Raw genomic sequence first — 26,936 nt, forward strand, 5'->3', positions numbered from 1 at the left:
GCAAACCCTCAGCGGGGTTTCTGCTGTCTACGGCACCCAGCGCTGCAACTCGAGAAACGAGTCCCTTGGATTGAGTAGACGGTCCTGCATTGCGACACCGTACCGCTGTTCAAACGCCACTGACGAGCATTGATCGGAAACCGTGTAGGCGCGGAGAATTGGAGAAAAGCGGGCTGTAATAGAAGGCATACCTCGTCCCCCGCATTCGCGCTGGGGCCTGCAGATCCGACGGTTGATGGCGCTCCCGCGTTAGCAACAGAAAGAAGCGCTCGGCGGCGACGTCGTGCAGCTGCGATGTCTGCTCGGTGCGTGAGCCGAAGTTCCTCCAGGCCTTGATTTGCGAAGAAGCGGCATTCCCGGTCCGACTGATACCTCTCTCTAAGATCGAACCAAAAAAATGGCGACCCGCAGGCCGCCATTCTCTGTTTCACCGTTACTTACTGTCCGACGCGGTCACTTCTTGCGCATCGGTGGCAGGTCGGTGCAGCTTCCGTGCGCCACTTCGGCTGCCATTCCCACCGTTTCCCCCAGGGTCGGGTGAGGGTGGATGGTCTTGCCGATGTCGACCGCGTCGGCGCCCATTTCGATTGCCAGACACACTTCGCCGATCATGTCGCCGGCGCTTGGGCCGACGATCGTGCCGCCGATCACGCGATGGGATTCAGCGTCGAAGATCAGCTTGGTGAAGCCGTAGTCGGCACCGTTGGCGATCGCGCGGCCGCTCGCTGCCCACGGGAACTTGGCGGTTTCGACCTTCTTGCCTTCGGCCTTGGCCTGGGCTTCGGTGTATCCGACCCATGCGACTTCAGGATGGGTGTACGCGACGCCGGGAATCACGGTGGCGTCAAAGGCTGACTTGTGACCTGCCGCGACTTCTGCGGCGACGTGAGCCTCATGTACTGCCTTGTGAGCAAGCATGGGCTGACCGACGATGTCGCCGATGGCGAAGATATGCGGCACGTTGGTCCGCATCTGTGCATCGACCGAAATGAATCCGCGTTCGCCAACGATCACGCCCGCCTTGTCAGCAGCAATCTTCTTGCCGTTGGGTGAGCGGCCGGCCGACTGCAGGATCATGTCGTACTTGACCGGCTCAGTCGGTGCGCCTTCACCTTCAAAGGTGACATACAGGCCGTCATCCTTCGCTTCTACGCCGACCGTCTTGGTCTTCAGCATGACCTTGTCGAAGCGATGGGCGTTCTGCTTTTCCCATACCTTGACTGCGTCGCGATCCGGCCCCTGCATCAGGCCGTCGAGCATCTCGACCACATCGATGCGACTACCGAGCGAGGAGTACACCGTGGCCATTTCAAGGCCAATGATGCCGCCCCCGATGACCAGCATCTTCTCGGGCACCTGACGGAGTTCCAGCGCGCCGGTAGAGTCGACGATGCGCGGGTCGCGCGGGATGAAGGGCAGATGCACTGCAGCCGAGCCTGCTGCAATGATGCACTGCTTGAAACGGATGACCTTCTTGTCGCCGGTCTTGTCCTGAGCCGTGCCGGAGGTGACTTCGACTTCGACGTGATTGGGGTCGAGGAAGCTGCCGTAGCCGCGCACGATCTCGACCTTGCGCGCCTTGGCCATGCCGGCGAGACCGCCGGTCAGCTTGCCGATCACGCCATCCTTGTGCTTGCGCAGCGCGTCGACGTCGACCGTGGGCTTGGCAAAGCTGATGCCAGCGGTGCTGACATGAGAGGCCTCATCCATGACTTCGGCAACATGCAGCAGTGCCTTGGAGGGGATGCAGCCGACGTTCAGGCACACTCCGCCCAGACTCGGGTAGCGCTCGACGATGACCGTCTTCAGACCGAGGTCCGCCGCGCGGAATGCGGCGGAGTAACCGCCGGGGCCGGCGCCGAGGACGAGCATGTCGCACTCGATGTCGGCCGTGCCGCCATGACTGGCGGCGGCCGGCGCGGCGGACGGTGCTGCCGCAGGTGCGGCGGCCGGGGCCGGTGCTGCAGGAGCCTGTGCTGCAGTCGGTGCAGCGGCGCTTGCGCCGGCCGTCTCGACTTTCAGCAGCACTGCGCCTTCGCCGACCTTGTCGCCGAGGGCGACGAGAACTTCCTTCACTACGCCAGCCACCTCGGACGGTACATCCATCGTGGCCTTGTCGGACTCAAGCGTGCAGATGGCCTCGTCGACCTGGATGCTGTCGCCGACCTTAACGAACAGTTCGATGATCGGAACGGTATCGAAGTCGCCAATGTCCGGGACCTTTACTTCAACGATTTGACTCATGACGTGGCCCCCTTACAGCATGACCCGACGGAAGTCGGCCAGCATTTGAGCAAGATAGACGTTGAAACGGGTTGCCAGTGCGCCGTCGATGACACGGTGGTCGGCCGTCAGCGACATCGGCAGCGTGAGGCGCGGCACGAACTGCTTGCCGTCCCACACCGGCTTCATCGCCGACTTGTTCACGCCGAGAATGGCGACTTCAGGCGCATTGACGATGGGTGCGAAGTAGGTGCCACCAATGCCGCCCAGCGACGAGATGGTGAAGCAGGCACCGGACATGTCTGCCGGGCCGAGCTTGCCATCACGTGCCTTCTTGGCCAGCGCGCCGGTTTCGGCAGCGATCTCGAACACGCTCTTCTTGTCGGCTTCCTTCACAACCGGCACGACCAGACCGTTCGGGGTATCTGCCGCGAAGGCGATGTTGAAGTACTTCTTGTACACCAGGTTGTCGCCGTCGAGACTGGTGTTGAACTCCGGGAACTCCTGCAGCGCACGCACCGAGGCCTTGATGATGAAGGCGAGCATGGTGAGCTTCTTGCCGGACTTCTCGTATTCCTTGTTCATCTGCACACGGAATGCTTCGAGGTCGGTGATGTCGGCATCTTCGTGATAGGTGACCGCAGGAATCATGGCCCAGTTGCGGGCGAGGTTCTGACCGGAGATCTTCTTGATGCGCGACATCGGCTTGACTTCAACTTCGCCGAACTTGGCGAAATCGACCTTCGGCCACGGCAGCAGGTCGAGGCCGCCACCCAGGCTGCCGCCGGCCGCTGCAGGCGGCGTCTTGCCCGGAACCACGCCGCTGCTCATCGCGCCCTTGATGAAGGCGGTGACGTCTTCTTTCAGGATGCGGTTCTTCGGGCCTGAACCCTTTACGGTCGACAGGTCTACGCCCAGTTCCCGGCTATATGCGCGTACCGAAGGGCTGGCGTGCACTTTTCCGCCAAGCTTGACTGCGCTTGGTGCGGAGGCCGCAGCAGCTGGTGCCGGCGCTGCTACCGGGGCGGGCGCAGCGGCGGGTGCAGGTGCGGCAGCGGGGGCGGGGGCGGGCGCACTGGCCGCCGGTGCCGGCGCGCTTGCGGCAGCGGCACCGGCCGCTTCCACCTTGATCAGCACGGAGCCTTCGGACACCTTGTCGCCGAGATTGACCAGAACCTCCTTGATCACGCCGGCAACCGACGAAGGCACGTCCATCGTTGCCTTGTCAGACTCGAGGGTGGCGATGGCGTCGTCGACCTTGATCGTGTCGCCAGCCTTCACGTAGAGCTCGATTACGGGCACTTCGTCGAAATCGCCGATGTCCGGCACCTTGACTTCGACAATGCCGCCACCGGCAGCAGGCGGCGCTGCCGGCGCTGCTGCTGCAGCTGGCGCCGGCGCGGCGGCCGGTGCGGGTGCAGCAGCAGGGGCTGCCGCTGCAGAATCACCTGCGGCTTCGACCTTGATCATCAGCGTGCCTTGGGAGACCTTGTCACCGAGGTTGATCAGCACTTCCTTGACCACGCCGGCCGCCGACGACGGCACATCCATCGTTGCCTTGTCGGATTCCAGCGTTGCGATCGAGTCGTCCACCTTGATGGTGTCGCCGACCTTCACAAACAGTTCAATCACCGGTACATCGGAGAAATCGCCGATATCCGGAACCTTGACTTCAATCAGTTGGCTCATCTTCTTGTCTCCTTCGGCGCTCAGACGGACATCGGGTTCGGCTTGGACGGGTCAAGGTTGTACTTGACCAGTGCGGCCGCAACCTTCTCGCGTTCGATGCTGCCTTCGTCTGCCAGTGCCTTCAATGCAGCCAGCGTGACCCAGCGACGATCCACTTCGAAGAAGTGACGCAGCTTCTCGCGGGTGTCGGAGCGGCCAAAGCCGTCGGTGCCCAGCGTGATGTAGCTGCTCTTCACGAAGGGACGGATCTGCTCGGCGAACAGTTTGATGTAGTCGGTTGCGGCAACGACCGGGCCCTTGGCGTCGGCAAGTTTCTGTTCGACGTGCGAGAGCTTCGGTGCCTCCAGTGGGTGGAGCAGGTTCCAGCGCGCAGCGGCCTGACCGTCGCGGGCCAGTTCGTTGAAGCTCGGGCAGCCCCAGATGTCCGCATCCACGCCCCAGTCGTTCTTGAGCAGATCGGCTGCGGCAATGACTTCGTTGAAGATGGTGCCGGAGCCCAGCAGTTGCACACGCGGGCCATTGCCTTCGGCGCCCTTCCTGAATGCGTACATCCCCTTGATGATGTCGGCTTCGGAGCCCGCCGGCAGTTCCGGGTGCTCGTAGTTCTCGTTCATCACCGTGATGTAGTAGTACACATCTTCCTGCTCGGCGAACATGCGGCGCATGCCGTCCTGCACGATGACTGCAAGCTCGTACTGGAAGGTCGGGTCGTAGCTGACGCAGTTGGGGATGACATTGGCAAGAATCTGGCTGTGGCCGTCTTCGTGCTGCAGGCCTTCGCCGTTCAGCGTGGTGCGACCGGCGGTGCCGCCGATCAGGAAGCCGCGCGAACGCTGGTCGGCAGCCGCCCAGCACATGTCCATGGTGCGCTGCAGGCCGAACATCGAGTAGCAGATGTAGAACGGAACCATCTGCACGCCATGCACCGAGTAGGCGGTGGCTGCGGCGATCCAGTCAGCCATCGAGCCGGCCTCGTTGATGCCTTCCTGCAGCACCTGGCCAGTGACCGATTCCTTGTAGAACATCAGCTGGTCATGGTCTTCCGGAACGTACTTCTGACCTTCCTGGTTCCAGATGCCGTACTGGCGGAACATGCCTTCCATACCGAAGGTGCGGCTCTCGTCGGGCACGATCGGCACGATGTTCTTGCCGATCTGCTTGTCCTTGAGCAGGGTGTTCATGATGCGCACCATGATCATGGTGGTCGACAGTTCGCGACCTTCACCGGATGGCTTGAGCAGCGCGGCAAAAGCGTCGAGGCTGGGGACCTGCAGGGCTTCGGCCTTGGTCCGGCGGCTGGGCAGGAAGCCGCCCAGTTCCATGCGGCGTTCGCGCATGTACTTGTACTCGGCCGAGTCCTCGTCGAACTTCAGATAGGGCAGGTCGGCAACCTTGTCGTCGGACACCGGCAGGCCGAAGCGGTCGCGGAAGCGCTTGATCGATTCTACGTCGAGCTTCTTGGTGTTGTGGGCGATGTTCATCGCCTCGCCGGACTGGCCCAGACCAAAGCCCTTGATGGTCTTCGCCAGGATCAGGGTCGGCTGGCCCTTGTGCTTTACGGCTGCATCGTAGGCGGCAAAGATCTTGAACAGGTCGTGACCGCCGCGATTCAGCTGCCACACGTCGTCGTCTGTCCAGTCGGCAACCAGTGCCTTCAGCTCAGGCGTGTTGAAGAAGTGCTCGCGCACATAGGCGCCGTCCTTGGCCTTGAAGGTCTGATATTCGCCGTCGCACAGCTCCATCATGCGCTTCTTGAGGATGCCGGTCTTGTCGCGCTCGAACAGGGTATCCCAGTGGGTGCCCCACACCAGCTTGATGACGTTCCAGCCAGCGCCGCGGAACTCGCCTTCGAGTTCCTGGATGATCTTGCCGTTGCCGCGCACCGGGCCGTCCAGACGCTGCAGGTTGCAGTTGATGACGAAGATCAGGTTGTCGAGCTTCTCGCGCGCGGCCATGCCGATGGCGCCGAGGGATTCGACTTCGTCAGTCTCACCGTCGCCGAGGAATGCCCACACCTTGCGCTCTTCGGCCTTCTTGGCGTCGATCAGGCCACGGCTGGCCATGTACTTCGTGAAGCGTGCGGCGTAGATGGCGCACAGGGGGCCGAGGCCCATCGAGACCGTCGGGAACTGCCAGAAATCCGGCATCAGCCACGGGTGCGGATAGGACGAAATGCCGGTGCCGTCGACTTCCTGACGATAGCCGTCGAGCTGGCTGTCGGTCAGGCGGCCGAGCATGTAGGCACGGGCGTAGACGCCGGGGACCGAGTGGCCCTGGAAGAAAATCATGTCGCCGCCGGATTCGTGGTCCGTCGCTTTCCAGAAATGCGAAAAGCCCACGTCGTAGAGGGCAGCGGATGAAGCGAATGAGGAGATGTGGCCACCGACGTTGGTGTGCTTGTTGGCACGCACCACCATCGCCATGGCGTTCCAGCGGATGTAGGAGTGAAGCTTGATCTCCATGTCCGGATCGCCCGGATACTTGGGCTGCTGATCGGCCGGAATCGTGTTGATGTACTGGGTGGTTGCGGAGTAGGGCAGGTTGATGCCTTCCTCACGTGCGCTGTCGATGAGCTTTTCGATCAGGTAATGGGCGCGTTCGGGGCCTTCGTTCTCAATGACTGCGGCAATTGCCTCGAGCCATTCCTGCGTTTCCTGAGTGTCCGGGTCGGGCTGCAGAAGGACGTTGTTTGTTCCCATGGCTTGTCTCCTCATGACTGCTGTTTGGCAGATTCCGCCCATTACGAGCGGTTGCGTTCGTAAATCGTGCGCGCACGAACCGTGGCTCGCTTGCTCAACGTTTCGAACTATAAAACGTTGTTTCGCATCGTGCAATATCTATCTTGAAAACCTCATACGCATTTTTCGCCGCTCAGATCAAAAGCTGGTCCCTCCATGCCAGGCGTCGGCCGCGCGAAACACTGCGTTTCGCGAACGCCGGCGCGCAAATGAAACAGGGCTCGCGCACTGCAGCGCGAGCCCTGTCGACTGGAACTTACGGAAAAAAATCGGCCGGGGGTGAGGGAGGGAGGGAGAGATCCCCCGGCCGATCGGGAAAGCGTTTGCCAACTGCGTCATCTGCGAACCGCTCGCAAACGGTCTTCTTCGTATGCAAAGACCACCTTGCCACCGCGCACTTCGCCCATGAAGATCTGACCGGTCGCGGCGATGGTTTCGTGGTTGTTCCTGGAGAACGGTCGTTCATAGTCCATGATCACGCCCTCCACCCGGGTCTGGAGGTTCTCCAGTGCGTCCCGGATACGGTCACCTTCGGTTGTGCCTGCCTGACGAATGGCGGCAGCGAGCAGCAGGGCGGAATCATAACCCTGTGCGGCCGCAGGTGGAACGGGAATTCGCTCGGTTCCGGTCAGTGCCTGCCACGCATCGAGAAAGCTCTTGCGCCGAGGTGAGTTCGGCTCCTGGATGAAGGTCTGCGGCATGCGTGCGCCTTCGGCGTTGGGGCCGGCGTTGTCTATGAAGTTGGACATGGCCAGCGTCCAGCTGCCGATCAGGGGCACTTTCCACTGCAGGCGCGCCATGCCGTTTGCAATCTGCGCCAGCTCGGGGCCGATGCCATAGGTGAGGATCGCATCCACGCCTGCCTGCCGGGCTCGCACCAGGGCCTGGGTCATGTCGGCCTGACGCAGCTGAAAGCGCTCGACCAGCTGTGGACGCATCCCGCGCCGGTCGAGTGCAGCCTCGAGGTCTTCGCGACCGAGCACACCGTAGTTCGTGGCGTCGTGAAAGATGGCCACGCGCCGGAAGCCGCGGCGATCGACGGCTTCTTCCACGATCATGGCGGCCTGCAGGGTGTCGTTGGCCGATACCCTGAAGACGTAGTTGTCGACGAACTCGGGTGGGTGAAACTGCTTCGTGACCAGGGAGCCGGTTGCCACCGAGGTGATAACCGGAACGCGCGCGAGCTGGTAGTAGCGCTGGCTCGCAAGGGCGACGCCAGTGTTGACGATGCCGAGGCCGGCGACCACGCCTTCCTTGTTGAGCAGTTCCTGCACGACATTCGCGCCGCGCTCGTTGCGTGCCTCGTCGTCGCGCTCGACCAGTTCAATCGGGCGGCCAAGCAGACCACCCGCTGCGTTGATCTCCGCGGCTGCGATCCGGATGCCTTCGCGCATCGAGATCCCCATCGGGGCCGACCCGCCAGTGAACGGGCCGGAGACACCAATCTTGATCGGGTTGTTCGAGACGGCAGACTGCTGTGCCCCGGCAGTGAGCGTCATGATCATGGCGGCGACTGCGACGAGCAGTGGTTTGAAAATCGTGCATAGGGGCATTCACGCATTGTGTGTCGATGCGCAATGACAAAAAATTGGCGGAAACCCCAAGCAGCAGTTATTTAATGCTTCGTTGCTAGGGGTAATACCCGATGCCACATGCCCGGGCCGCGCAGCAACAATGGGTCAGCCGGCAGTTTCCGGGTGCCATGCTATTCCTCCATCCTCAGCCAAGCGGTACCCTTCGCCCGCATCATGACCGAAACCGACGATCCCTCTCAGTTCGAACCAAGTCGTTGGTATTGGACCGCGCCCTATATCGCGATGGTCGTATTCGCCCTGTCGATGCTGGCGCTGGTTGGCCTGTTGCAGACGCGCGAACTCGAGACCCAGCGCAACGCAGTGGCGCGCGACGTGCAGTGGGCCGAGCAGACGATGCGCCTGCACATGCAGGGTACGGAAGAGTTTCTGGGGCAGCTTGCGCGAGACCTGTCGGCGGAGGCGCTCGACTCCGACGCGTTCCAGCTCAGGGCCAACCAGCACATTGCCAATAATGGCGAGCTGGTCAACATCGTCTGGGTGGGCGATGACAGCGTTGTGCGCTGGTCCGCCCCTTTTGATACGACTGACTGGCTGTCGGGCGAGTCGCTGTCGGTGCTTCAGTCCGGCGTATTCCATCGTGCCCGCGACGAAGGCCGCATCACCTACGGCGAGGCCTACATGACGCCGCGCGGGGTGACGGTGCTTGAGGTGTACGTGCCGATCCGGAGGGGGCGCGAGTTTCGTGGCGTCATCGTCGGTGTGTACTCGATCGAGCGCATCGTCCGCCACCTGGTGCCCGGCTGGTTTGCCGAGAAGTACCGCCTCGCGCTGCAGAACGTGCGCGGCGAAACCCTCGCGGTCAATTCCATGCTCAAGGATCTCGATGAAAGCGTCGCCTTCGAGATTCCGCTCGATCCGCCCGGGAACGGCCTGGTCCTGCGCGCAACGGCCTTTCGCACCACTGGCGAACTGCCCCAGTCGCTGCCGACAATCCTGATCGTCGGGCTGTCGATCACCGTGTTCTGGAGCCTGTGGATGCTGCGTACTCATGTGCAGCGTCGGGTTCAGGTCGAGAAGGAGCGCGACCGCCTGTTCAATCTGTCGCTCGACATGCTGTGCGTGGTCGGCCTTGACGGTACGTTCAAGCGCTGCAATCCGGCCTTCGAGCGCATTCTTGGTTATCCGCCGGCCGAGCTGCCCGGTACGCCGATGCTCGACATCGTCCACCGCGAGGAGGTTGCGGCCACCCTTGAGCAATTGCGCCTGCTTGCGTCCGGACAGACGGTGAAATACGAGAATCGCTGTCTGTGCGCCGATGGCAGTTACAAGTGGCTGGTGTGGAGCATCAACCCGGTCCGGACCGAGAAGCTGGTGTACGCGGTGGCGCACGACATTACCGGGCGCAAGGCCGCAGAAGAGGCGCTGCGCGCCGAGTCCGCCTTCCGCAAGGCGATGGAGGATTCGGTCATCACCGGCCTGCGGGCCATCGATCTCACCGGACGCATCATGTATGTGAACTCCGCCTTCTGTCGCATGGTGGGGTTCGAAGAGGGTGAGCTGATCGGGGCCAAGGCGCCGTTCCCGTACTGGCCGTCGGAGGAAATCGAAACCTGCTCACGCAACCTTGAGCTGACCCTTGCCGGGCGTGCGCCGGCAAGCGGCTTCGAGATGCGGATCAGGCGCAAGAATGGCGAGCGCCTCGATGCCCGCTTCTATCTGTCGCCGCTGATCGATCTGGCTGGACACCAGACCGGCTGGATGGCCTCGGTGACCGACATCACCGAGCCCAAGCGGGTGCGTGCCGCGCTGGAGGCGGCGCATGAACGTTTCGAGGCCGTGCTCGACGGTCTGGACGCTGCGGTGTTCGTGTCCGATGCACGCACCGACGAAATCCTTTTTGCCAATCGTGCCTTCAAGGCCATTCACGGCTTCGATGCGGTCGGGCGCACCGTGCGCGGTGTGGCGGTGCCGCAGCCGGAGCGCGGCGATTACCGTGTCGACCCGCGCAGCCTGACCGTTGGCGACCTGCCGCGCGAACTCTTCGATGGCGAGTTGCAGCACCCTCTGTCGGGGCGCTGGTATCACGTGCGCGAGCACGCTACGCGCTGGGTGGACGGTCGTGTGGTGCGCATGGGGATCGCCACCGACATCACCGACCGCAAACAGACGGCCGAGATCTCGCGGCAGCAGGAAGAGCGCCTCGAACGCACTGCGCGCCTCATCACCATGGGCGAAATGGCTTCAACCCTGGCGCACGAGCTCAATCAGCCGCTGGCCGCGATTGCCAACTACTGCGCGGGCTGCGTCACCCGCATGCAATCAGGCAGCAGCAAGCCCGAGGACCTGCTGGCGGCAATGCAGAAGGCGAGCTTCCAGGCCGAGCGCGCGGGCAAGATCATCCGCCGCATCCGCGAGTTCGTGCGCAAGAGCGAGCCGCGCCGCAGCGCGGTGCAGATCTCGGATGTGCTCGACGATGCGATCGGTTTTGCCGAAATCGACTCGCGTCGCCTCGGCATCCGGCTCGAGGTCGAGGTCGCCCCGGATCTGCCGGCGGTGTTCGCCGACCGCATCATGATCGAGCAGGTGGTGCTGAACCTGGTGCGCAACGGGCTCGAGGCCATGAAGGACGTGCTGCCCGAAGAGCGCACCCTGGTCGTCCGGGCGCGCGATTTCGGCCCGCATTCGGTCGAGGTCGCGGTCATTGATCGTGGCCACGGCATCAGCGAAGAGGACCGGGCGAAGCTGTTTACACCGTTCTATACAACCAAGGCCGAAGGCATGGGCATGGGGCTCAATATCTGTCGCTCCATCATCGAGTTTCATGATGGTCGCCTGATTGTCGACGTGAACCCGGAAGGAGGTACCATATTCTCCTTTACCCTGCCCACGGAGGCCGCAAGTGAGCGAGTCGCACGCCGCGCCTGATCAACAGATTTACATCGTCGACGACGACGACGCCTTGCGCGACTCCCTTGTCTGGATGCTTGAGTCCAGCGGTTACGCGGTATCGGCGTTCGAGTCGGCGGAAGAGTTTCTCTCCGCCTATGGCGAACAGATGTCGGGCTGTCTCGTGCTTGACGTGCGCATGCCGGGCATGAGTGGGCTGGAGCTGTTCGAAGAGCTCGGCCGCCGGCGCTGCACGCTGCCGGTCATCTTCATCACCGGTCATGGCGATGTGCCGATGGCGGTATCCGTGCTCAAGAAGGGCGCGGTCGATTTCATCGAGAAACCCTTCGGCGACCAGGACATGCTGCGACTCATCGAGCAGTGTCTGGAGCAGGAGCGGTCGAGCCGCTCGCAGCGCAGGCAGGAAGCGGATACCGCGCGGCGCCTTGAGCACCTCACCCAGCGTGAGCGCGAGGTCCTCGATCTCATCATCGTCGGCAAACTCAACAAGCAGATCGCCGATGTCCTCGGCATCAGCATCAAGACGGTGGAAGTGCACCGCGCCCGTGTCATGGAAAAAATGGGCGCGCATTCGCTGGCCGAACTGGTGCAGAACGTCGTGACCGTGGAGCCGGGCGGCACCTCGCGCTGAACCGTTTGGCACGGGAACGGACGAAGCAGTGTCAGGTGCATATACTGTGCACCGCCTGCCACCCGCATTTCGTCCATGACCGCCCTCAACGCACTCTTTCTTCTCGCAGGCGTCCTGCTATTCATTAGTGTGCTGGCCAGCACCGTGTCTGCACGTCTTGGCCTGCCGCTGCTGTTGCTGTTTCTTGTTGTCGGCATGCTTGCCGGGGAGGACGGGCCGGGCGGCATTCGCTTCGACGACTTCAGCATGGCCACGCTGGTCGGACACCTTGCCCTCGCCGTGATCCTGCTCGACGGCGGACTGCGCACCCGCATCTCGAGCTTTCGGGTCGCGCTGTGGCCGGCGGCGGTGCTTGCGACCTGGGGGGTTGTCGGCACAGCATTGCTGCTGGGCCTGTTTGCCACCTGGCTGCTCGATGTCGACTGGCGGCTCGGCATGTTGCTGGCCGCGATTGTGGGCTCCACCGACGCTGCAGCCGTGTTTGCGCTGTTGCGCAACAGTGGCGTGCGCCTCAACGAGCGGGTCAAGGCCACGCTCGAGATCGAGTCCGGCGCCAACGATCCGATGGCCATCCTGCTGGTGACTGCGCTGGTGGAAATGTTGCTGATGCCCGAGCAGGCCAGCGCCGGACGGTTTGCCCTCATGCTGGTGTCGCAGCTTGTCATCGGGGGCGTGCTCGGCCTCGTCGGCGGACTCGTGCTGGCGCGCCTGCTGGTCAAGCTGAAGCTGGCCGAAGGGCTCTATGCACTGCTGATCGTATCCGGCGGGCTGATGATCTTTGCCGCCTGCAATCTCATCGACGGCAGCGGCTTCCTCGCGGTGTACATTGCCGGCCTCGTCGTGGGCAACCGCCGCTGTCATGCCACCGAACACGTGCTGCGCGTCATGGACGGGCTGGCGTGGCTGGCTCAGGCCGGCATGTTCCTCGTGCTGGGGCTGCTGGTGACGCCGTCGCAGCTGCTCACGCACGGGCCGCAGGCGCTGCTGATGGCCGTGTTTCTGATGCTCGTTGCCCGTCCGCTGGCCGTGCTGACCGGGCTCTTGCCCTTTCGTTACCGGCCGCGCGAACTCGCGTACATCTCCTGGGTCGGGCTGCGGGGTGCGGTGCCGATCGTGCTGGCCATCGTGCCGGTGATGATGGGCATCCCCGACTCGCGCCTGCTGTTCGATGTGGCTTTCGCGGTGGTGCTGGTGTCCTTGCTGGTGCAGGGTGCGACCGTGCCGATCGCGGCGCGCTGGCTGAAGGTTGAGGTGCCGGCGCGCGACGAGCCTTTCGATCGGCGTGAGGTCTGGGTCGGCGACAAGGCCTCGCTCGATCTGCTGGAATACCGCGTTGCGGCGGGCTCCCGTGCGGAGGGCGTGCATCCGGACGATATCGCGGCAGCGCATGGCGAGCTGTCGGTACGCTGCGTGTCGCTGGTGCGCCGTGGCCGTTTGCAGGCCTTGCAGCGCGATACGCGCTTGCAGGCGGGCGATGCCGTCTGGTTCGCGGCGGCCGACGCCTACGCCGAGCCTCTTGCCAGCACGTTCAATGCGGGCGCATCCAACGAACTGTCTGCCAACGCGCGCTTTTTCGGAGAGTTCGTGGTCGATCCCGACTGCCCGGCGGTCGACCTTGCCCAGGCCTATGGTTTCGAGATCGAGGCGGGAGAAGCCTCGCTTGCGCTTCGCGACCTGATGCTGCATCGGCTCGGACGACGCGTCGTCGTTGGCGACCGTGTTCGTATCGGCAGTTTTCTGCTTACCGTGCGCGACATGGACGACGCCGGACGTGTCACCCGGATCGGTCTTAAGTGCCCGGATCTGTCTGAGCCCGACTGAGCACCGGCGGGGCGCTTCAGCGCGTCTGCGGGATCGGAATCGGAGCAGATTTCGCCTCGCGTCTCGCAGCACGCGTCGATGCTGCTAAAATTACGAGCTTTTTCGAGGCTCCAGCGATGACCGCTCGCATTATTGATGGCAACGCCCTTTCGGCCCGGGTACGCGGCGAAATTGCCGAACGCGCTGCTGCACTGACCGCGCGCGGTGTGCAACCCTGTCTGGCGGTCATCCTGGTGGGTGAGAACCCCGCTTCCGCAGTGTATGTGCGCAACAAGGTGTCGGCCTGCGAGAAAGCCGGCATCCGCTCGCTGCGGCTCGATTACGCGGCCGATGTCGCGCCGGCCGAGGTCATGGCCAAGCTTGCCGAGCTCAACGCCGACCCCGCTGTGCATGGCATCCTGGTGCAGCTGCCGCTGCCGCCGCAGTTCGACGAAGCCGCCGTGCTCGAAGCGATCAGCGTGACCAAGGACGTCGATGGCTTTCACGCCGAGAACGTCGGCCGCCTGTCGCAGAACCAGGAAGCCTTCCTGCCCTGTACGCCGCACGGCGTGATGAAGATGTTCGAAGCCGAGGGCGTGGCGCTTGCAGGCGCCGAGGCCGTGGTCATTGGTCGTTCCAATATCGTCGGCAAGCCGATGGCGATGCTGCTGACCAACGCCGGTGCAACGGTCACCGTGTGCCACTCGAAAACGCGCGATCTGCTCTTCCATACCCGCCGCGCCGACATCCTGGTGGCGGCCATCGGCAAGCCACGTTTCGTTACCGGCGACATGATCAAGCCGGGTGCAACGGTGATCGACGTCGGCATCAACCGTCTGCCGGACGGCAAGCTGTGCGGTGACGTCGACTTCGAATCGTCGAAGGATGTTGCCGGTCTCATCACCCCGGTGCCCGGCGGTGTGGGGCCGATGACCATCACCATGCTGCTCGAAAACACCGTGATTTCCGCGGACCGCGCCGCTCGCGCCGCGGGCAAGTAAGTTTCAAGGACAAGATAATGAGTGATATGCAGCCGGTCGTCGGCATCATCATGGGCTCCAACTCCGATTGGCCCACCATGCAGGCTGCTGCACGGATGCTGGAAGAGTTCGGTGTGCCCTACGAGGCACGGGTTGTCTCCGCCCACCGCACGCCCGATCTCATGTTCGAGTATGCCGAAAGCGCGCGCGGTCGTGGCCTGAAGGCGATCATCGCCGGGGCCGGCGGCGCAGCCCATCTGCCGGGCATGGTTGCTGCCAAGACCACGCTGCCGGTGCTCGGTGTGCCGGTGCAGTCGAAGGCGCTGTCAGGCAAGGACTCGCTGCTCTCCATCGTGCAGATGCCCAAGGGCATTCCGGTCGCGACCTTCGCCATTGGTGAAGCAGGCGCAGCCAACGCCGGCCTGTTCGCCATTGCGCTGCTGGCCAACAACGACGCCGCCCTGGCCGAAAAACTCGACGCCTTCCGCGCCCGTCAGACGCAGTCGGTGCTGGACATGAAGCTGGACTGAAAGGCGCACATCATGATTCTTCCGCCCGCCACCCTAGGCATGCTCGGCGGCGGCCAGCTTGGCCGCTTTTTCGTTTCGGCTGCCCATGAAATGGGCTACAAGGTCTGGGTGCTCGACCCGGATCCGCACAGCCCTGCGGGTTTGCTCGCCGATCATCACCTGGTGGCTGCCTACGACGACTATGTGGCACTCGATGCGATGGCCGCCGAATGCGCGGCCGTGACCACCGAGTTCGAGAACGTCCCTGCGGATACGCTGGATTACCTCGCAAAGTTCATCCCCGTACATCCGTCTGCAAGTGCAGTGGCGGTGTGTCAGAACCGTATCGCCGAGAAGTCGTTTCTGGCGGAGAATGAAGTGCCGCACGGCCCCTTCGCCATCATCCGCTGCGAGGACGATCTTCGCGGCGCCGCAGACGAGCTGTTTCCGGCGGTGCTCAAGATTGCCCGCTTCGGTTACGACGGCAAGGGCCAGGCGCGCGTTGCCAGCCGGGACGAGGCGCTTGCCGCATTTCAGCACTTCAAGGGCGAGCCCTGTGTGCTGGAGAAGATGCTCAAGCTCGATTACGAAGTGTCGGTGGTGCTCGCTCGCGACGAGGCCGGCACAGTGTGCTGTTTTGCAGCGGGCGAGAACCGCCATCGCAACGGCATCCTCGACATCACCGTTGCCCCGGCTCAGGCTTCGCCCTTTGTCACCGAGGCCGTACAGTTGCGCGCGCAGGACATCGCCGAGCGTCTGGCGGGCAAACTGGGCTATATCGGCACCCTCGGGGTCGAGTTCTTCGTCTGCGGCGGCGAACTGTTTGTAAACGAGATGGCGCCGCGCCCGCACAACAGCGGTCACCACACCATCGACGCCTGTGACGCCAGCCAGTACGAACAGCAGGTGAGGGCGCTGTGCGGTCTGCCGCTCGCCCGTCCGCGCCAGCATTCGATTGCGGTGATGGTCAATCTGCTTGGCGAACTCTGGTACGAGGACTTCAAAGGTCACGGCAGCTATCGCGAGCCCGACTGGTCTGTGCTGCATGCCGTGCCCGGCCTGCGCCTGCATCTGTACGGCAAGCACCACGCGCGTCCCGGTCGCAAGATGGGGCACTTCACCGTGACCGGCGACAATGGCGATCAGGTGCTCGAGCTCGCGTTGCAGGCCCGTGCAGCCATCGGCATCAGCGACGAATGAGCGCACCGAACGCCGCGCCTGCCCCGGCGCGTGGCCTCATCGAGCCGCCCACGCTCACTGCCATTCAGCGCGCGGCCGATTTGCTGCGTGCAGGCGACATCGTCGGCATGCCGACCGAAACCGTCTACGGGCTGGGGGCGGATGCGCTCAACCCTGAAGCGGTCGCAAGAATTTTTGCGGCAAAGGGGCGCCCGGCCGATCATCCGCTGATCGTTCATCTGCCCGATGCCAGCCACATGACGCGTTGGGCCTCGAGCATTCCGAAAGAAGCGATTGCGCTGGCCCGCGCCTTCTGGCCCGGCCCGCTCACCCTCATCCTGAAACGCGAAGCAGGCGTGCCGGACGAAGTGACGGGTGGTCAGGATACGGTCGGCCTGCGTGTGCCCTCGCATTCAATTGCGCTTGCGCTGCTGCAGGTGTTCGACTCCGGCATTGCGGCGCCAAGCGCCAACCGTTTCGGCCGCATCAGTCCGACCACGGCCGCCCATGTTCAGGAAGAGCTCGGCGACAAGGTGGCGATGGTGCTCGACGGCGGCGCCTGTGCAGTGGGCATTGAGTCCACCATTCTCGACTTCTCGCGCGACACACCCGAGATCCTGCGCCCCGGCGCAATCACCGCAGACGACATTGCGCGCATCATTGGCCGTCGGCCGCGCGTGCGTGGTGAGGCCGATGCAGGCAGTTCCGCTGCGCAGAAGGCCGGGCCCGATGTGAATACGCCGCGCGTGTCAGGTGCCCTCGCTGCACACTACGCACCCGCAACCCCGCTCAAAATGCTGGCCGCCGCGCAACTCGTTGAAGAGGCCGCAACCCTGGCGGGGGAGGGCAGTCGCGTAGCCGTGCTGGCCCGCACCGTCGCTGATCCGCATGATGCCCGTTTCATCTGGCATGCAGCGTCGGCTGATGCGGCCGCCTACGGGCACGATCTCTATGCCAGTCTGCGCGAACTCGACGCCAGCGGTGCAGACTTCATCCTGCTCGAAGCGCTGCCGGCGGACGACGCCTGGCGAGCCATCGCCGACCGCCTCGGCCGCGCCGTCGTCGGCTCGGGTGCTGACCAGGATGAAACCTGACGCCGAGGCTTCCATTCAAGCGGGTGAGTTCATATAATATTCGCTCGATGGGCCGATAGCTCAGCTGGGAGAGCGCCGCGTTCGCAATGCGGAGGTCGTGAGTTCGATCCTCATTCGGTCCACCACGAACAAGTCCGGAATGATCCGGAGAAAGCCGGGAAAGCTACTGAAAGCAGTGCTTCCCGGCTTTTTTCGTTCACGGCAGCCTGACTGTCGCTAGGTATTGCTGCGTTCTGCTCGCGCTGTCGCTGTGCTCCCGTGATACTTCGGTATGCAGCAGTCTTTCAGCAGGATCGGGCCTTAGTCCGCAGTCGCGCTGAGCAGCAGGGCGCGGACGCTTTCATACTCCTTCAGTCTTGCAAAGTCCTTTTCAGTCGGGTTCTCGATCCGGCTCAGATCCATGTTCTCTGCGTTGTCGGCGAGCTTGACTGTGCGAGCGACAGAATCAACCGCGACCCTCGACGCCGCCTCCAGACGAGTTTCTCCGGGTAGCTTGGTCAGTGCCGCAACGGCGGTCAGAATGGCTTGTGAAAAGCCTTCCTGCGCGAGTGCTCCAAGGGTGACGTGCGTGTCTTCGACAACGTCATGAAGCATTGCAGCGATCCGCTCTTCGTCGGTGCGGACCCTGAGCATGACCCGCAAGGGGTGGAGGATGTAAGGCTGTCCTGCCTTATCGACCTGTCCAGCGTGAGCTTCAGCAGCAAGGGTGATTGCGCGTTCAAGTGTTGCCATTATTTTACGGGTGCCTTGTTATCGAGTTTATTGAATATGAATAGGCGTATTGGCGGACATGTGTCGGCACGACTTGTGCAGGATCGTGATTTCATGACGTTCAATCACGCAGGTCCTGTGGCGCATGGTTTGGCTATGTTCCCATTGGTCGGTGCGAATCGGCAGACTCCATGATCATTTCCCGATAGCGGCGTTCAAGATCACCGTCGGCAAAGGCGTCATCGAAGAATGAGTCAATCATGACCGCCCGAAATGCCTCAAAGCTGAGGCTTGCCGCAGGAATGTCTGCTATTGCATCTGCGATCCTGTTGTATTCGTCCTCCATGTCCTCGCAAACATTGCATCCGGTATGCGCGGGATCGTGCCGGTACAGAATTTCGCTGATGAGTCTGGCGTTCATGTGGTTTCCGGGGCGGTGTCGTCAGATCCTGATGAATGGCGAATACATGGCCATTAACGAGGCTCACTGGTTGGTGTCAGGGTAGGGCGGGTGGTATCCCGGTAGAAGTAGATCGAATCCTCCATGGGGACCATGTGGGTTCTGTAGTTGCTCTCCTGAAGGCAGCAGGCCACCGGGTAGCCGTCGGGCGCAACCCAGATGTAATGCCAGCCATCAACATGGAAATCGACCCCCTTGCACATCATTTCCCCTTGCGAACAACGAAGGTATGCCAAAAATGTATGATTTCAGGGTGGTTCGACGGGCGTCGCGGGAAGCCGTTACGAGTGTCTGACGGAACGCAGTCCGTCGCTCATTCAAATCCCCGCCCTTCACCGGCTTCCTCGTGGGTGACGCCGTCGCGGATGTGGTAGATGCGCTTGAACGTGGGGATGATCTTTTCGTCATGGGTGACGACGATGATGGCTGTCTCGAACTTCCGGGCCATGTCGTTGAGGATGCGGATTACTGCCATCGCGCGCTCGGAGTCCAGCGGGGCGGTGGGTTCATCGGCGAGGATCACCGGGGGGCGGTTGACCAGGCCGCGCGCGATCGCAACCCGCTGTTGCTCGCCTCCGGAGAGTTGCGAGGGCATGGCGTGCGCCCGGTGTTGCACATCGAGCGCCGTCAGCAGTTCAAGGGCTTTCTCCCGCGACGCGCCGTTATTGACGCCGGCGAGCATCGGCAGCAGTGCGACGTTGTCCGTGACGTCGAGAAACGGAATCAGGTAGGGCGCCTGGAATACGAAACCGATCCTGTCGCGACGCAAGGCACGCAGATCGCGGACTTTCCAGCGTTCGTCGTAGATCACTTCATCACCCAGCGTCATGCGACCTGCAGTCGGGTCGATCACCGCACCGAGGCACTTGAGCAGGGTGCTCTTGCCGGAGCCCGAGGGGCCGATCAGCCCCACCACCTCACCCGGTGCCACCTGCATGTCCACACCCTTGAGGGCGTCGACTGCGGTGTCGCCTTGGCCATATCGTTTTCTCAAGCCTTCGATGCGGATACCTTTGCCGCTCATCTCATCCTCCAATGGCCTCGGCCGGATCGACCTTCAGCGCCGTGCGAATGGCGACGATGCTGGCCAGTACGCAGATTGCGAGTACGGCGAAGAAGCCTGCGATGGAGTCGAGCGGCATCAGCAGAACGTATTTGGGGAACAGGGGTGCAGAGAACGTGGCTGCGATCTTGCCGACCACGAAGCCAATCACGCCCAAGGCGAGCGCCTGCTGCATGATCATTGCGGCGATCGTTCTGTTGCGTGTACCGATGAGCTTCAACACCGCGATCTCGCGGATCTTGTCCATCGTCAGCGAGTAGATGATGAAGGCCACGATCGCAGCGCTGACAATGGCCAGAATCACCAGGAACATGCCGATCTGCTTGGCCGAGGTTGCGATCAGCTTGCCGACGAGGATGCCTTCCATCTGCGCCCGGGTATAGACCGTCAGACGCTTCCAGCGCCGGATGGATTCGGCGACCTCGTCTGGCGCATGGCCTGGCTTCAGCGTGACGAGCACCGCGTTGACGAATGCGTTGGTGCTCTGCGACGCGATGACCGCATCCAGCAAACCCGGAACGCCGGGCTGGTTGAAGGCCGGGTTGGCTTCGGTGCGACGCCGGCTCTGCCAGATGGCGTCGTTGTCCTTGAGGAACTGGGCTTCCTGCGCATCCTTGAGCGGAATGAATACCATGGGGTCGCCGGCGGAAGACACCATCCGCCGTGTCAGCCCCACGACCGTGTACTGGTTGCGGCGGATTTTCAGTACGTCGTCGAGCTGGAAGCCGGTGGCGATATCGGCTACTGCTTCGTAGTGACCCCGCGTGATCTGGCGCCCGGCGACGAGATAGGGCGGCCAGCCCGGCGTGCCCCCCACTGCACCGGGTGCAATGCCGACCACCATGGTACGGACATCGCGCCCACCCTTTCGTGCCTGCATGGTCAGGTAGGTGACGTTCGCAGCGCGGGCCACCCCTGGCATGGCAAGGAGGGTGCGATACACGTCGTCGTTGAGGCTGGACGACTCTGCGTAAGGGCCGAGCGTGTCCTTCTGCACCACCCAGAGGTCTGCGCCGCTGTTGTCGAGCAGGGCTCTGCCGTCATCGACCATGCCCCGGTACACCCCGGCCATGACGAGGGTCACGCCGATCAGCAGACCCAGGCCGATGCCGGTGAAAACGAACTTTCCCCAGGCGTGGAGAATGTCGCGGCCGGCAAGGCTGATCATTTCGGGACTCCCTGGATGCGGTCGACGACATGGAAGCGGCTGTTCTCCGTCAGCGCCTTTTCGCTATAGGTCACAACCTGGTCCCCATCCTTGAGCCCTTCACGTACCTGCACATCGCCATCAAGGTCTGCGGCACCGAGTTTCACGGGGGTGAAATGCAGATCGCCATCCGCGATTGTCCACACCCCCACGCTGTCGCCGTTACGGTGAATCGCCGCGTTCGAGACCACCGGGGCCGCAGCGAGCGTCGGCAACTCGACGGTGACTTCGGCCAGCTCACCCAGGGGCGGCAGTGGCTGGGGGATGCTGTTGAAAATCACTTTCGCGAGTATCTCCTCGGTCACGGCGTCAGCCCTGGGTTCCACCCGCAGCACACGCCCTTCCAGCATCGTGCCGCTGCGCGAACGCAGGACGATATGGGCGGGCAGTCCTCCAGCGAGTCCGGATGCACTCACCTGGTCGAAACGTACGCTGACCCAGAAGCTCGTGGGGTCGATCACCTCTACAACGGACTGCCCGGCAACGATGGTTGTCCCGGGGTCGGCGTCGCGCGTGGCGACGATGCCATCGACGGGCGCGATCAGGCGCAGATTGCTCCTTTGTGCGACGAGTCCTTCGCGGTTGGCGCGGGCACGGCCGAGCTCTTCCCGGGCAGCGGAGAGTGCAGCCTCGGCGATCTGCAGTTCCTGTCGCTTGGTGCTTGCGAGTTCCTCGCTGGCAGAGCGCAAGGTGCGCAATCGCTCATAGCGGCGAGCCTGGGTTTCCGCGTATGCCTGCCGTGCTTGTGCCTCGCGCACGACCGCCTGCGCACTTTTCAGCGCCGACTCCTGAGAGCGAACCCGGTCGTCGAGATCGACCGGATCCATTTCGCCGAGCAGCTGCCCGGCCTTGACCTGATCACCCACATGCACGTCGAGGTGCTTGATGCGTCCTGCAAACGTCGGTCCGATTTTGTACGTGTAGCGGGTCTCAACCGTGCCGATACCGAAAAGCGCAGGGGTGACCGCCCGCGGCTCCACGCTTGCAAGCGTTACTGCGACCGGTGCGAGTGGGCCCGAACGCAGGCCGACATAGATGAACAGCGCCAGCAGCGGAAGGATGACGGCAAGCAGCGCGAGGGTGCGGCCTTGCAAGGGAAATGTTTTCATTGCGCACTCCTGATGCCGCGGCAGTAGATCGCGAAGACCAGCGGTGCATCGCGGCGCATGCGTCCCACATCGCCTGCCAGCATTGACTGCATGACGAGCCCCTGAACCGTGCCGATGAACAGCGTCGCCGCCGCAGCGTTATCAAGCGAGGCGGGAATCTCGCCGCGGGCCTTGCCGGTGTCGATGAGACGATGCAGGCGTTCGCCATAGCGCTCGATCAGGGTCTGCACCATGCGCTTGGCGGGTGTCGATTCGGCGCGCTGAAGTTCGCCAAACATCATTCTGGGTACGCCAGGGTGCTCGATCACGAAATCGACATGCGACATGAACATTGCTTCCATGGCTGCCAGGGGGGATTCGATTCCCTGCGCAGCCCGGTCGATTCGGGCCAGCAGGCGCTCTGCGACCCACTCCATGACCGCCTGCCAGATGGCCTCCTTGTTCGGGAAGTGCCTGAACAGCGCGCCCTGCGTCAGGTTCATGTGTTTGGCGATCGCAGCAGTGGTGATTTCGCTCGGGTTCTGCGAACCGGCAAGTGCGACGACGGACTCGACCGTGAAGGCACGACGCTCGTCGGCAGGGAGGTGCTTCGGCGGAGTATCCACGACAGCCTCTTGTGTAAAGTAAGTAATTAATTACTATCTTAGTGCGAAAGGCCATTTGTGCAAGGAAGAATGCGTCCGCCGGCACGCCCGTCAATATCCGGTATCGGCAAGGGGCTGTTCGAACAACGCCACGAATTGCAGGGAAGGCCATCGTTCCGGGAGCGTGACTGACGGCATCGGATGAACTCATCGCGGTTGACGCGGCGGCGGGGAAAGACGGCGCCGCGTAGAATGACGCCGAATGCAGGGCGTGCCGCAAGGCTTGAAACAGTGCGGTCTTGTTCCGCTTTTTTCTCGGGCATTTCAGATCTGGAGAGCACATGAAGATATCGCGCCGGGCTGCAAGAATCGCAGTTGCGCTGCTCGTGAGCGGATGTTCCGGCAGCGTCGTTCTCGCCAGCGATGCTCCTGCGGCCGTTGGTCTCGAGCCGTGTCCGCCATCACCGAACTGCGTGTCGTCGCAGGCAGCAGACGAAGGCCGCCGAGTGGCGCCGCTGCGTTACGCGGGCGACGCGGCCGATGCGCGCAAGCGCCTGCTTGCGGTGCTTCGTGGCATGGACGGCGCGCAGGTCAAACAGGACGCGGGCAATGAGATTCACGCCGAATTTCGCTCGGCGGTGTTCGGATTCGTCGATGACGTGGTCTTCCGCTTCGGCCCGGCAGGCGAGATTCAGCTGCGGTCGGCGTCGCGTACCGGGTACTACGATTTTGGTGCGAACCGGCGCCGGGTCGAGGCCATCAGAAGCGGTTTTGACAGCCAGACCGAGGCGCCGCGCTGAACCCTTGCCAGCGGGCTGCCCGGATCACGTCGGGTGGCTTGGGATTTCGTCTGCGCGTTCGTCCAGCCACTCCAGTGTCTGCGTGGTAAGGGTGGAGATCCGGATCAGCGGGTCTGCGGCATCCCATCCCTGGTCCTTGAGCGGGCCGTTCATCTGGAAGCCGTCGTCGTTGAAGATGGTCAGTGGCGGCATGAGGTCTGCCAGAGCGACGCGCCGTTCGCCCCCCGAACTGCGGCCCGGGTGCATGACCCGTTGCAGATAGGCTTCGGGGTCGGTTTCCTGCTCCAGCACATCGAAGTAATCGCCGAGCAGGGCATGAATGGCATGATCGCGCACCGCGGGAATGCGTACCCGCATCGAACGTGCGAGTCCGGCCGGGGCTGCCCCGAAGGCATCGCAGATCTCGCACGCACTCATCTTCTCCAGGGGGCTCACGTCGGTGTCGCCGAGTGAGAGCAGGGCCTGGGTAAAGGACTTGCCCGGGTCGGGCGTGTGCAGCGCGAGCCAGCACAGCTTGGGAACGACGTTGAACGTGAAGCTGAAGCCGAAGCCGGCCAGCAGGCGGCCGATGGCTTCTGCATAGTCGGATTCAATTCCGTGCGCGATCTGTACGGTTTTTGCCAGGCCCAGCTCCGAGTATCGGGAAAAGGCGCCACGAAAGCCTTCGATCACGGCCTGGGTTTCGAGGACCTGAAGCGTCGAGAATCCAGGTCCGGACGCGGCAAAACGGCTTCGGGTTGCGCGGTAGTCCGTGAGCAGACCGGCCAGCCAGTCCTTTTCGGGCGTCCCGGCCTTCAGGTGCTGCTGGGTTCGGGCGCACAGGTTGGCATACTCGATCGCGATGTCGAGCACGAAGCGGGTCGACAGCAACTGCACCATATGGACGGCTTCGTGCGACACACCGTAAACACAGCGGATGAAGCGGTTATCGACCTCTGCCTCGAATCCACTGACCGTTTTCGCATAGGCGTAGCTTTCATTGATGACGACGACCCCGCAGGTCAGCACCAGCAGTGCTTCCCCGCTTTCCGGCAGGCGCGAAATCAGTTCGCGGCTGGAGCCCCGCAGGCGAGCGATCGCCTCACTGCGCTCATCGGGGCGTGGCATCTGCCCTGGCCTGGATACGGCTTGGCGTTCCGGTCGATTTCAGGCAGTCGCGCAGCAGGCTTTCGGGCACGATGCCTGCATTCTCGATGCGCAATTCCCGGGTGCCGTCAGGACCTTCGATGGTGCAGGTGATTGCGCTTTGCACCGCGGGCCTGTCGCCTGTCGCAATCGCGAGCTGGGCGCTGGCGACGGCCAGCGAAAGGGCCGACAGCACGATGCCAACAAGCTTGATCGTGCCATCGGCACCGTCGCTGCCAGCAGCGCCCCTCACCTTGATCGCGCTGCTGCGGCGGGCGCCCAGCGTGCCCGCGCTGCGGACGGGGGCGAGGGCGAGCGCCTTGGCGTCGGGCTCGGCCAGCAGGGTGGTGCGAAAGGCCTGCTCCCACTGCGGGAGCGCCAGCCCTGCAACAGAGATCGAGAGATTGAGTTCGCTCATCGCCATCCCCATACGCGAAACATCACTGCTGCTCGGCAAACGCTGCGGCGCTCAATCCTCCAGGCGGAAGCCCACTTTCACCTTCACCTGGAAGTGGGCGATCTGCCCGTCAGAAATATGGCCTCGAATCTCGGTGGCCTCAAACCAGTCCATGTGGCGAATGCTCTGGCCCGCCTTGGCGATGGCGTTGCGGATGGCTTCGTCGCTGCTGACTGGCGATGAACCGACGAGCTCGACAATTTTGTATACGTGATCCGACATGGTGGTCTCCTCCGCTGAGTCTGGTGTTGTTCCTGCAGTATAGAGGACCGTTTCCACGGCGGTCGGGCGACCCCGGTGCGGCGGGGTCAGCCCTTCTTGCCTGTCATCCTGGCCTTCAGGTCTGCAAACGGTGAATGTGTGGCCACGGTTCCGTTGTCGGTCATGGTGCTGCCACCGGCCTGAGCTTCGAGCTGGCGCTGGTGTTCGTTGTCGTGGCAGTAGATGCACAACAGCTCCCAGTTGCTGCCATCGGACGGGTTGTTGTCGTGGTTGTGGTCGCGGTGATGGACGGTGAGTTCGCGCAGGTTGGCGTGGGTGAAGGTGCGTGCGCACCGACCGCAGATCCATGGGTAGATTTTCAGGGCGCGCTCACGGTAGCCGTCGCTGCGGGCATCGGCGTTGCGGCGGGCATCAGCGACGATCTGGTCGAGTTTGCTGTGATCGATTTTCTTCATGGCTCTGGTCCGGTTGGCGTCGTGCATGGTAGCGCAAGCCCGTTCAGACTGCTTCTGCCCGGTTCACTGGCGTACGGCCTCCAGCTCGAAGCGCATCTCGACCTGGTCCGACACTATGTCGTCCTTCACCGCGTAGGTCATGCCCCATTCGCTTCTGAGCAGTGTGGTCCGGGCCGAGATGCCGAGCGTGTGCTTGCGATGCCCGAAGGGATAGCTGGCAGCCTTGTTCAGGGTCACGTCGAGGACCACTGGCCGCGTTTCGCCGCGCAGCGTCAACATGCCTTCGAGCTTGCCGGTATTGTTCTCGCCCGGCGTGAATTTGCCGGCTTCGAAGACGATCTCGGGATAGCGCTTGGCCTGCAGAAAATCGCGGTCGCGCAGGTGACCGTCGCGCTTCTTGTGATTGGTGAAGACGCTGTCGGCGGCAACCACGACGCGGCCCGAACTGAGCTGGCGGGTGTCCTCGTCGTACACGAACTGCCCGCCGGCCTCGAGGAAGAGGCCGATCACACTGGCGTAGCCGACATGCTGCACCTGGAAGCCGATAGAGAAATGCTCCGGGTCGATCTCGTAGGTTTGCGGTGCGGCCAGTGCAGCGGGCATACCGGCTGCGGACAGCAGCAGTGCGAACATAAGCTTGGAGGAGAAACGCAGGGTATTCATGACCGGACTCCTTTTCAGGACTGGGGACTGGCACCCGACCTGCGGGTGTGCTGAAAAAGCCAGCCGATGTCGAGTGCAAACGATATGCTCAGTGTAGTCAGTGAAACGAGCAGTATTGCAGTGGCGGCGGTCGCGGAGACTGCAGGCAGCAGGCACACGAGCAGGCTGCCCACCTGCCACACGCACACCACCTTGCGCCGGAAGCTGTCAGGCAAAGCCGCGCCGAGCCAGGGCAAGAGGTGCATGGCGAGCACGAAGACATAGCGCATTGCGCCGATTGCCAGCACCCACGCACCGGCCTTGTCGAGTTGCCACACTGAGAAAGACAGCGCGAGGATGAAGAAGGCGTCGAGCTCCATGTCGAAGCGGGCGCCGAATGCACTTGTGCTGTTGCTGCGCCGCGCAACCCAGCCATCGAGCCCGTCGAGCGCGAGCGCCGCGGTGCTGAGGATCGCAAGCGGGAGCGCATTCGCCGCCAGTGCGTCGGGGAACCACGCCGCTCCGGCGATGATGGCAACCAGACAGGCGCGCAGCAGTGTGACCCGGTTCGCTGCACCCAGCGACTGCCGCAGGCGCGGCCAGGCGCGCAGGATGAGGCCGGCCATTCCGAGATAGACCAGTACTGCTGCGAACTGCACGCCAGCAGGCAGGCCGAGCACTGCTGCGGCGCCCGCGGCACAGGCCCAGGTCAGCAGCAGGCCGGCCGCGAGTTCGTAAGCGGCGAGCGGTGCGTGTGAAGGCGGGGCGGGACGACTCTGCATTGTGTTTCCATTCCGGGGTGATGCCGGGCCATGA

General features: G+C 63.1%; 25 protein-coding genes and 1 tRNA gene. 9 read left to right on the forward strand and 17 right to left on the reverse strand.

What is annotated here, in order from left to right; translation table 11 throughout:
• Nucleotides 1–453: 453 nt before the first annotated feature.
• From lpdA to AC22G6_RS19590, 4 genes are all read right to left on the reverse strand, one after another.
• Nucleotides 454–2,244, reverse strand: a complete 1,791-nt coding sequence (gene lpdA, locus AC22G6_RS19575; protein ID WP_487368152.1) for a dihydrolipoyl dehydrogenase — start codon at nucleotides 2,242–2,244, stop codon at nucleotides 454–456.
• 12 nt (nucleotides 2,245–2,256) lie between these two features.
• Nucleotides 2,257–3,912: a dihydrolipoyllysine-residue acetyltransferase gene (aceF, locus tag AC22G6_RS19580; protein WP_487368153.1), complete on the reverse strand. Its 1,656-nt coding sequence runs from the start codon at nucleotides 3,910–3,912 to the stop codon at nucleotides 2,257–2,259.
• A gap of 20 nt (nucleotides 3,913–3,932) precedes the next feature.
• Nucleotides 3,933–6,611, reverse strand: a complete 2,679-nt coding sequence (gene aceE / locus AC22G6_RS19585; protein WP_487368154.1) for a pyruvate dehydrogenase (acetyl-transferring), homodimeric type — start codon at nucleotides 6,609–6,611, stop codon at nucleotides 3,933–3,935.
• 374 nt (nucleotides 6,612–6,985) lie between these two features.
• Entirely contained in the window at nucleotides 6,986–8,155 is a 1,170-nt protein-coding gene (locus AC22G6_RS19590) for an ABC transporter substrate-binding protein (RefSeq protein ID WP_487368155.1), read from the reverse strand.
• Between the two features lie 243 nt (nucleotides 8,156–8,398).
• On the opposite strand from AC22G6_RS19590, the gene AC22G6_RS19595 reads away from it, so the two are divergent.
• From AC22G6_RS19595 to AC22G6_RS19630, 8 genes are all read left to right on the forward strand, one after another.
• Nucleotides 8,399–11,110, forward strand: coding sequence for a PAS domain S-box protein (locus AC22G6_RS19595; protein ID WP_487368156.1), 2,712 nt, complete (start codon nucleotides 8,399–8,401; stop codon nucleotides 11,108–11,110).
• Entirely contained in the window at nucleotides 11,085–11,723 is a 639-nt protein-coding gene (locus AC22G6_RS19600; RefSeq protein WP_108975980.1) for a response regulator transcription factor, read from the forward strand. The genes AC22G6_RS19595 and AC22G6_RS19600 overlap by 26 nt, the downstream gene beginning before the upstream one ends.
• 75 nt (nucleotides 11,724–11,798) lie before the next feature.
• Nucleotides 11,799–13,544, forward strand: a complete 1,746-nt coding sequence (locus tag AC22G6_RS19605; protein WP_487368157.1) for a potassium/proton antiporter — start codon at nucleotides 11,799–11,801, stop codon at nucleotides 13,542–13,544.
• A gap of 116 nt (nucleotides 13,545–13,660) precedes the next feature.
• Complete coding sequence (folD, locus tag AC22G6_RS19610; protein WP_108975976.1) at nucleotides 13,661–14,524, forward strand: bifunctional methylenetetrahydrofolate dehydrogenase/methenyltetrahydrofolate cyclohydrolase FolD; 864 nt, start codon at nucleotides 13,661–13,663, stop codon at nucleotides 14,522–14,524.
• Nucleotides 14,525–14,541: 17 nt separating this feature from the next.
• The gene (gene purE, locus AC22G6_RS19615; RefSeq protein WP_487368158.1) at nucleotides 14,542–15,033 is read left to right on the forward strand and encodes a 5-(carboxyamino)imidazole ribonucleotide mutase; all 492 of its coding nucleotides are present in this window, start codon (nucleotides 14,542–14,544) and stop codon (nucleotides 15,031–15,033) included.
• A gap of 12 nt (nucleotides 15,034–15,045) precedes the next feature.
• Nucleotides 15,046–16,212: a 5-(carboxyamino)imidazole ribonucleotide synthase gene (locus AC22G6_RS19620; RefSeq protein WP_487368159.1), complete on the forward strand. Its 1,167-nt coding sequence runs from the start codon at nucleotides 15,046–15,048 to the stop codon at nucleotides 16,210–16,212.
• Nucleotides 16,209–17,285 carry an L-threonylcarbamoyladenylate synthase gene (locus AC22G6_RS19625; RefSeq protein WP_487368160.1) on the forward strand — a complete coding sequence of 359 codons (1,077 nt, stop codon included), beginning with the start codon at nucleotides 16,209–16,211 and terminating at the stop codon, nucleotides 17,283–17,285. The genes AC22G6_RS19620 and AC22G6_RS19625 overlap by 4 nt, the downstream gene beginning before the upstream one ends.
• 49 nt (nucleotides 17,286–17,334) lie before the next feature.
• Nucleotides 17,335–17,410 (forward strand) — tRNA-Ala (locus tag AC22G6_RS19630).
• 175 nt (nucleotides 17,411–17,585) lie between these two features.
• On the opposite strand, the gene AC22G6_RS19635 is transcribed toward AC22G6_RS19630, so the two are convergent.
• From AC22G6_RS19635 to AC22G6_RS19665, 7 genes are all read right to left on the reverse strand, one after another.
• On the reverse strand, nucleotides 17,586–18,017 hold the full coding sequence (locus AC22G6_RS19635) for an HD domain-containing protein (protein ID WP_487368161.1): 432 nt from the start codon (nucleotides 18,015–18,017) through the stop codon (nucleotides 17,586–17,588).
• 133 nt (nucleotides 18,018–18,150) lie between these two features.
• Complete coding sequence (locus AC22G6_RS19640) at nucleotides 18,151–18,417, reverse strand: hypothetical protein (protein ID WP_487368162.1); 267 nt, start codon at nucleotides 18,415–18,417, stop codon at nucleotides 18,151–18,153.
• A gap of 53 nt (nucleotides 18,418–18,470) precedes the next feature.
• Nucleotides 18,471–18,662, reverse strand: a complete 192-nt coding sequence (locus AC22G6_RS19645) for a hypothetical protein (protein WP_487368163.1) — start codon at nucleotides 18,660–18,662, stop codon at nucleotides 18,471–18,473.
• A 107-nt stretch (nucleotides 18,663–18,769) separates the two neighbouring features.
• Nucleotides 18,770–19,480 carry an ABC transporter ATP-binding protein gene (locus AC22G6_RS19650; protein WP_487368164.1) on the reverse strand — a complete coding sequence of 237 codons (711 nt, stop codon included), beginning with the start codon at nucleotides 19,478–19,480 and terminating at the stop codon, nucleotides 18,770–18,772.
• A gap of 1 nt (nucleotide 19,481) precedes the next feature.
• Nucleotides 19,482–20,687 (reverse strand): ABC transporter permease, encoded by a 1,206-nt coding sequence (locus tag AC22G6_RS19655; protein WP_487368165.1) that lies wholly within the window; start codon nucleotides 20,685–20,687, stop codon nucleotides 19,482–19,484.
• The gene (locus AC22G6_RS19660) at nucleotides 20,684–21,835 is read right to left on the reverse strand and encodes an efflux RND transporter periplasmic adaptor subunit (protein ID WP_487368166.1); all 1,152 of its coding nucleotides are present in this window, start codon (nucleotides 21,833–21,835) and stop codon (nucleotides 20,684–20,686) included. The genes AC22G6_RS19655 and AC22G6_RS19660 overlap by 4 nt, the downstream gene beginning before the upstream one ends.
• A complete protein-coding gene (locus tag AC22G6_RS19665) occupies nucleotides 21,832–22,440 on the reverse strand; it encodes a TetR/AcrR family transcriptional regulator (RefSeq protein ID WP_487368167.1) in 609 nt (202 codons plus the stop codon). Before AC22G6_RS19665 ends, AC22G6_RS19660 begins: the two co-directional genes overlap by 4 nt.
• A 320-nt stretch (nucleotides 22,441–22,760) precedes the next feature.
• On the opposite strand from AC22G6_RS19665, the gene AC22G6_RS19670 reads away from it, so the two are divergent.
• Nucleotides 22,761–23,219 (forward strand): DUF1499 domain-containing protein, encoded by a 459-nt coding sequence (locus AC22G6_RS19670; RefSeq protein WP_487368168.1) that lies wholly within the window; start codon nucleotides 22,761–22,763, stop codon nucleotides 23,217–23,219.
• A gap of 24 nt (nucleotides 23,220–23,243) precedes the next feature.
• Here the strand turns inward: AC22G6_RS19670 and AC22G6_RS19675 are convergent, their stop codons facing one another.
• The 6 genes from AC22G6_RS19675 to AC22G6_RS19700 form a co-directional block, all read right to left on the reverse strand.
• Nucleotides 23,244–24,326 carry a hypothetical protein gene (locus AC22G6_RS19675; RefSeq protein WP_487368169.1) on the reverse strand — a complete coding sequence of 361 codons (1,083 nt, stop codon included), beginning with the start codon at nucleotides 24,324–24,326 and terminating at the stop codon, nucleotides 23,244–23,246.
• The gene (locus tag AC22G6_RS19680; protein ID WP_487368170.1) at nucleotides 24,310–24,762 is read right to left on the reverse strand and encodes a hypothetical protein; all 453 of its coding nucleotides are present in this window, start codon (nucleotides 24,760–24,762) and stop codon (nucleotides 24,310–24,312) included. Before AC22G6_RS19680 ends, AC22G6_RS19675 begins: the two co-directional genes overlap by 17 nt.
• A 51-nt stretch (nucleotides 24,763–24,813) precedes the next feature.
• Complete coding sequence (locus AC22G6_RS19685) at nucleotides 24,814–25,023, reverse strand: dodecin (RefSeq protein WP_108975953.1); 210 nt, start codon at nucleotides 25,021–25,023, stop codon at nucleotides 24,814–24,816.
• An 86-nt stretch (nucleotides 25,024–25,109) separates the two neighbouring features.
• The gene (locus tag AC22G6_RS19690; protein WP_487368171.1) at nucleotides 25,110–25,478 is read right to left on the reverse strand and encodes a YajD family HNH nuclease; all 369 of its coding nucleotides are present in this window, start codon (nucleotides 25,476–25,478) and stop codon (nucleotides 25,110–25,112) included.
• Nucleotides 25,479–25,541: 63 nt separating this feature from the next.
• Nucleotides 25,542–26,141 carry a YceI family protein gene (locus tag AC22G6_RS19695; RefSeq protein WP_487368172.1) on the reverse strand — a complete coding sequence of 200 codons (600 nt, stop codon included), beginning with the start codon at nucleotides 26,139–26,141 and terminating at the stop codon, nucleotides 25,542–25,544.
• Between the two features lie 14 nt (nucleotides 26,142–26,155).
• Nucleotides 26,156–26,902, reverse strand: a complete 747-nt coding sequence (locus tag AC22G6_RS19700; RefSeq protein ID WP_487368173.1) for a CDP-alcohol phosphatidyltransferase family protein — start codon at nucleotides 26,900–26,902, stop codon at nucleotides 26,156–26,158.
• Between the last annotated feature and the right edge of the window lie 34 nt (nucleotides 26,903–26,936).

This window comes from Parazoarcus sp. PS-13 R2A (assembly GCF_057621855.1).

Bases quoted from the DNA above. Each gene is read 5' to 3' on its own strand.
- lpdA (WP_487368152.1), bottom strand. From the start codon at position 2,244: ATGAGTCAAATCGTTGAAGTAAAGGTCCCGGACATTGGCGACTTCGAT.
- aceF (WP_487368153.1), bottom strand. From the start codon at position 3,912: ATGAGCCAACTGATTGAAGTCAAGGTTCCGGATATCGGCGATTTCTCC.
- aceE (WP_487368154.1), bottom strand. From the start codon at position 6,611: ATGGGAACAAACAACGTCCTTCTGCAGCCCGACCCGGACACTCAGGAA.
- AC22G6_RS19590 (WP_487368155.1), bottom strand. From the start codon at position 8,155: ATGATCATGACGCTCACTGCCGGGGCACAGCAGTCTGCCGTCTCGAAC.
- AC22G6_RS19595 (WP_487368156.1), top strand. From the start codon at position 8,399: ATGACCGAAACCGACGATCCCTCTCAGTTCGAACCAAGTCGTTGGTAT.
- AC22G6_RS19605 (WP_487368157.1), top strand. From the start codon at position 11,799: ATGACCGCCCTCAACGCACTCTTTCTTCTCGCAGGCGTCCTGCTATTC.
- folD (WP_108975976.1), top strand. From the start codon at position 13,661: ATGACCGCTCGCATTATTGATGGCAACGCCCTTTCGGCCCGGGTACGC.
- purE (WP_487368158.1), top strand. From the start codon at position 14,542: ATGAGTGATATGCAGCCGGTCGTCGGCATCATCATGGGCTCCAACTCC.
- AC22G6_RS19620 (WP_487368159.1), top strand. From the start codon at position 15,046: ATGATTCTTCCGCCCGCCACCCTAGGCATGCTCGGCGGCGGCCAGCTT.
- AC22G6_RS19625 (WP_487368160.1), top strand. From the start codon at position 16,209: ATGAGCGCACCGAACGCCGCGCCTGCCCCGGCGCGTGGCCTCATCGAG.
- AC22G6_RS19635 (WP_487368161.1), bottom strand. From the start codon at position 18,017: ATGGCAACACTTGAACGCGCAATCACCCTTGCTGCTGAAGCTCACGCT.
- AC22G6_RS19640 (WP_487368162.1), bottom strand. From the start codon at position 18,417: ATGAACGCCAGACTCATCAGCGAAATTCTGTACCGGCACGATCCCGCG.
- AC22G6_RS19645 (WP_487368163.1), bottom strand. From the start codon at position 18,662: ATGATGTGCAAGGGGGTCGATTTCCATGTTGATGGCTGGCATTACATC.
- AC22G6_RS19650 (WP_487368164.1), bottom strand. From the start codon at position 19,480: ATGAGCGGCAAAGGTATCCGCATCGAAGGCTTGAGAAAACGATATGGC.
- AC22G6_RS19655 (WP_487368165.1), bottom strand. From the start codon at position 20,687: ATGATCAGCCTTGCCGGCCGCGACATTCTCCACGCCTGGGGAAAGTTC.
- AC22G6_RS19660 (WP_487368166.1), bottom strand. From the start codon at position 21,835: ATGAAAACATTTCCCTTGCAAGGCCGCACCCTCGCGCTGCTTGCCGTC.
- AC22G6_RS19670 (WP_487368168.1), top strand. From the start codon at position 22,761: ATGAAGATATCGCGCCGGGCTGCAAGAATCGCAGTTGCGCTGCTCGTG.
- AC22G6_RS19675 (WP_487368169.1), bottom strand. From the start codon at position 24,326: ATGCCACGCCCCGATGAGCGCAGTGAGGCGATCGCTCGCCTGCGGGGC.
- AC22G6_RS19680 (WP_487368170.1), bottom strand. From the start codon at position 24,762: ATGAGCGAACTCAATCTCTCGATCTCTGTTGCAGGGCTGGCGCTCCCG.
- AC22G6_RS19685 (WP_108975953.1), bottom strand. From the start codon at position 25,023: ATGTCGGATCACGTATACAAAATTGTCGAGCTCGTCGGTTCATCGCCA.
- AC22G6_RS19690 (WP_487368171.1), bottom strand. From the start codon at position 25,478: ATGAAGAAAATCGATCACAGCAAACTCGACCAGATCGTCGCTGATGCC.
- AC22G6_RS19695 (WP_487368172.1), bottom strand. From the start codon at position 26,141: ATGAATACCCTGCGTTTCTCCTCCAAGCTTATGTTCGCACTGCTGCTG.
- AC22G6_RS19700 (WP_487368173.1), bottom strand. From the start codon at position 26,902: ATGCAGAGTCGTCCCGCCCCGCCTTCACACGCACCGCTCGCCGCTTAC.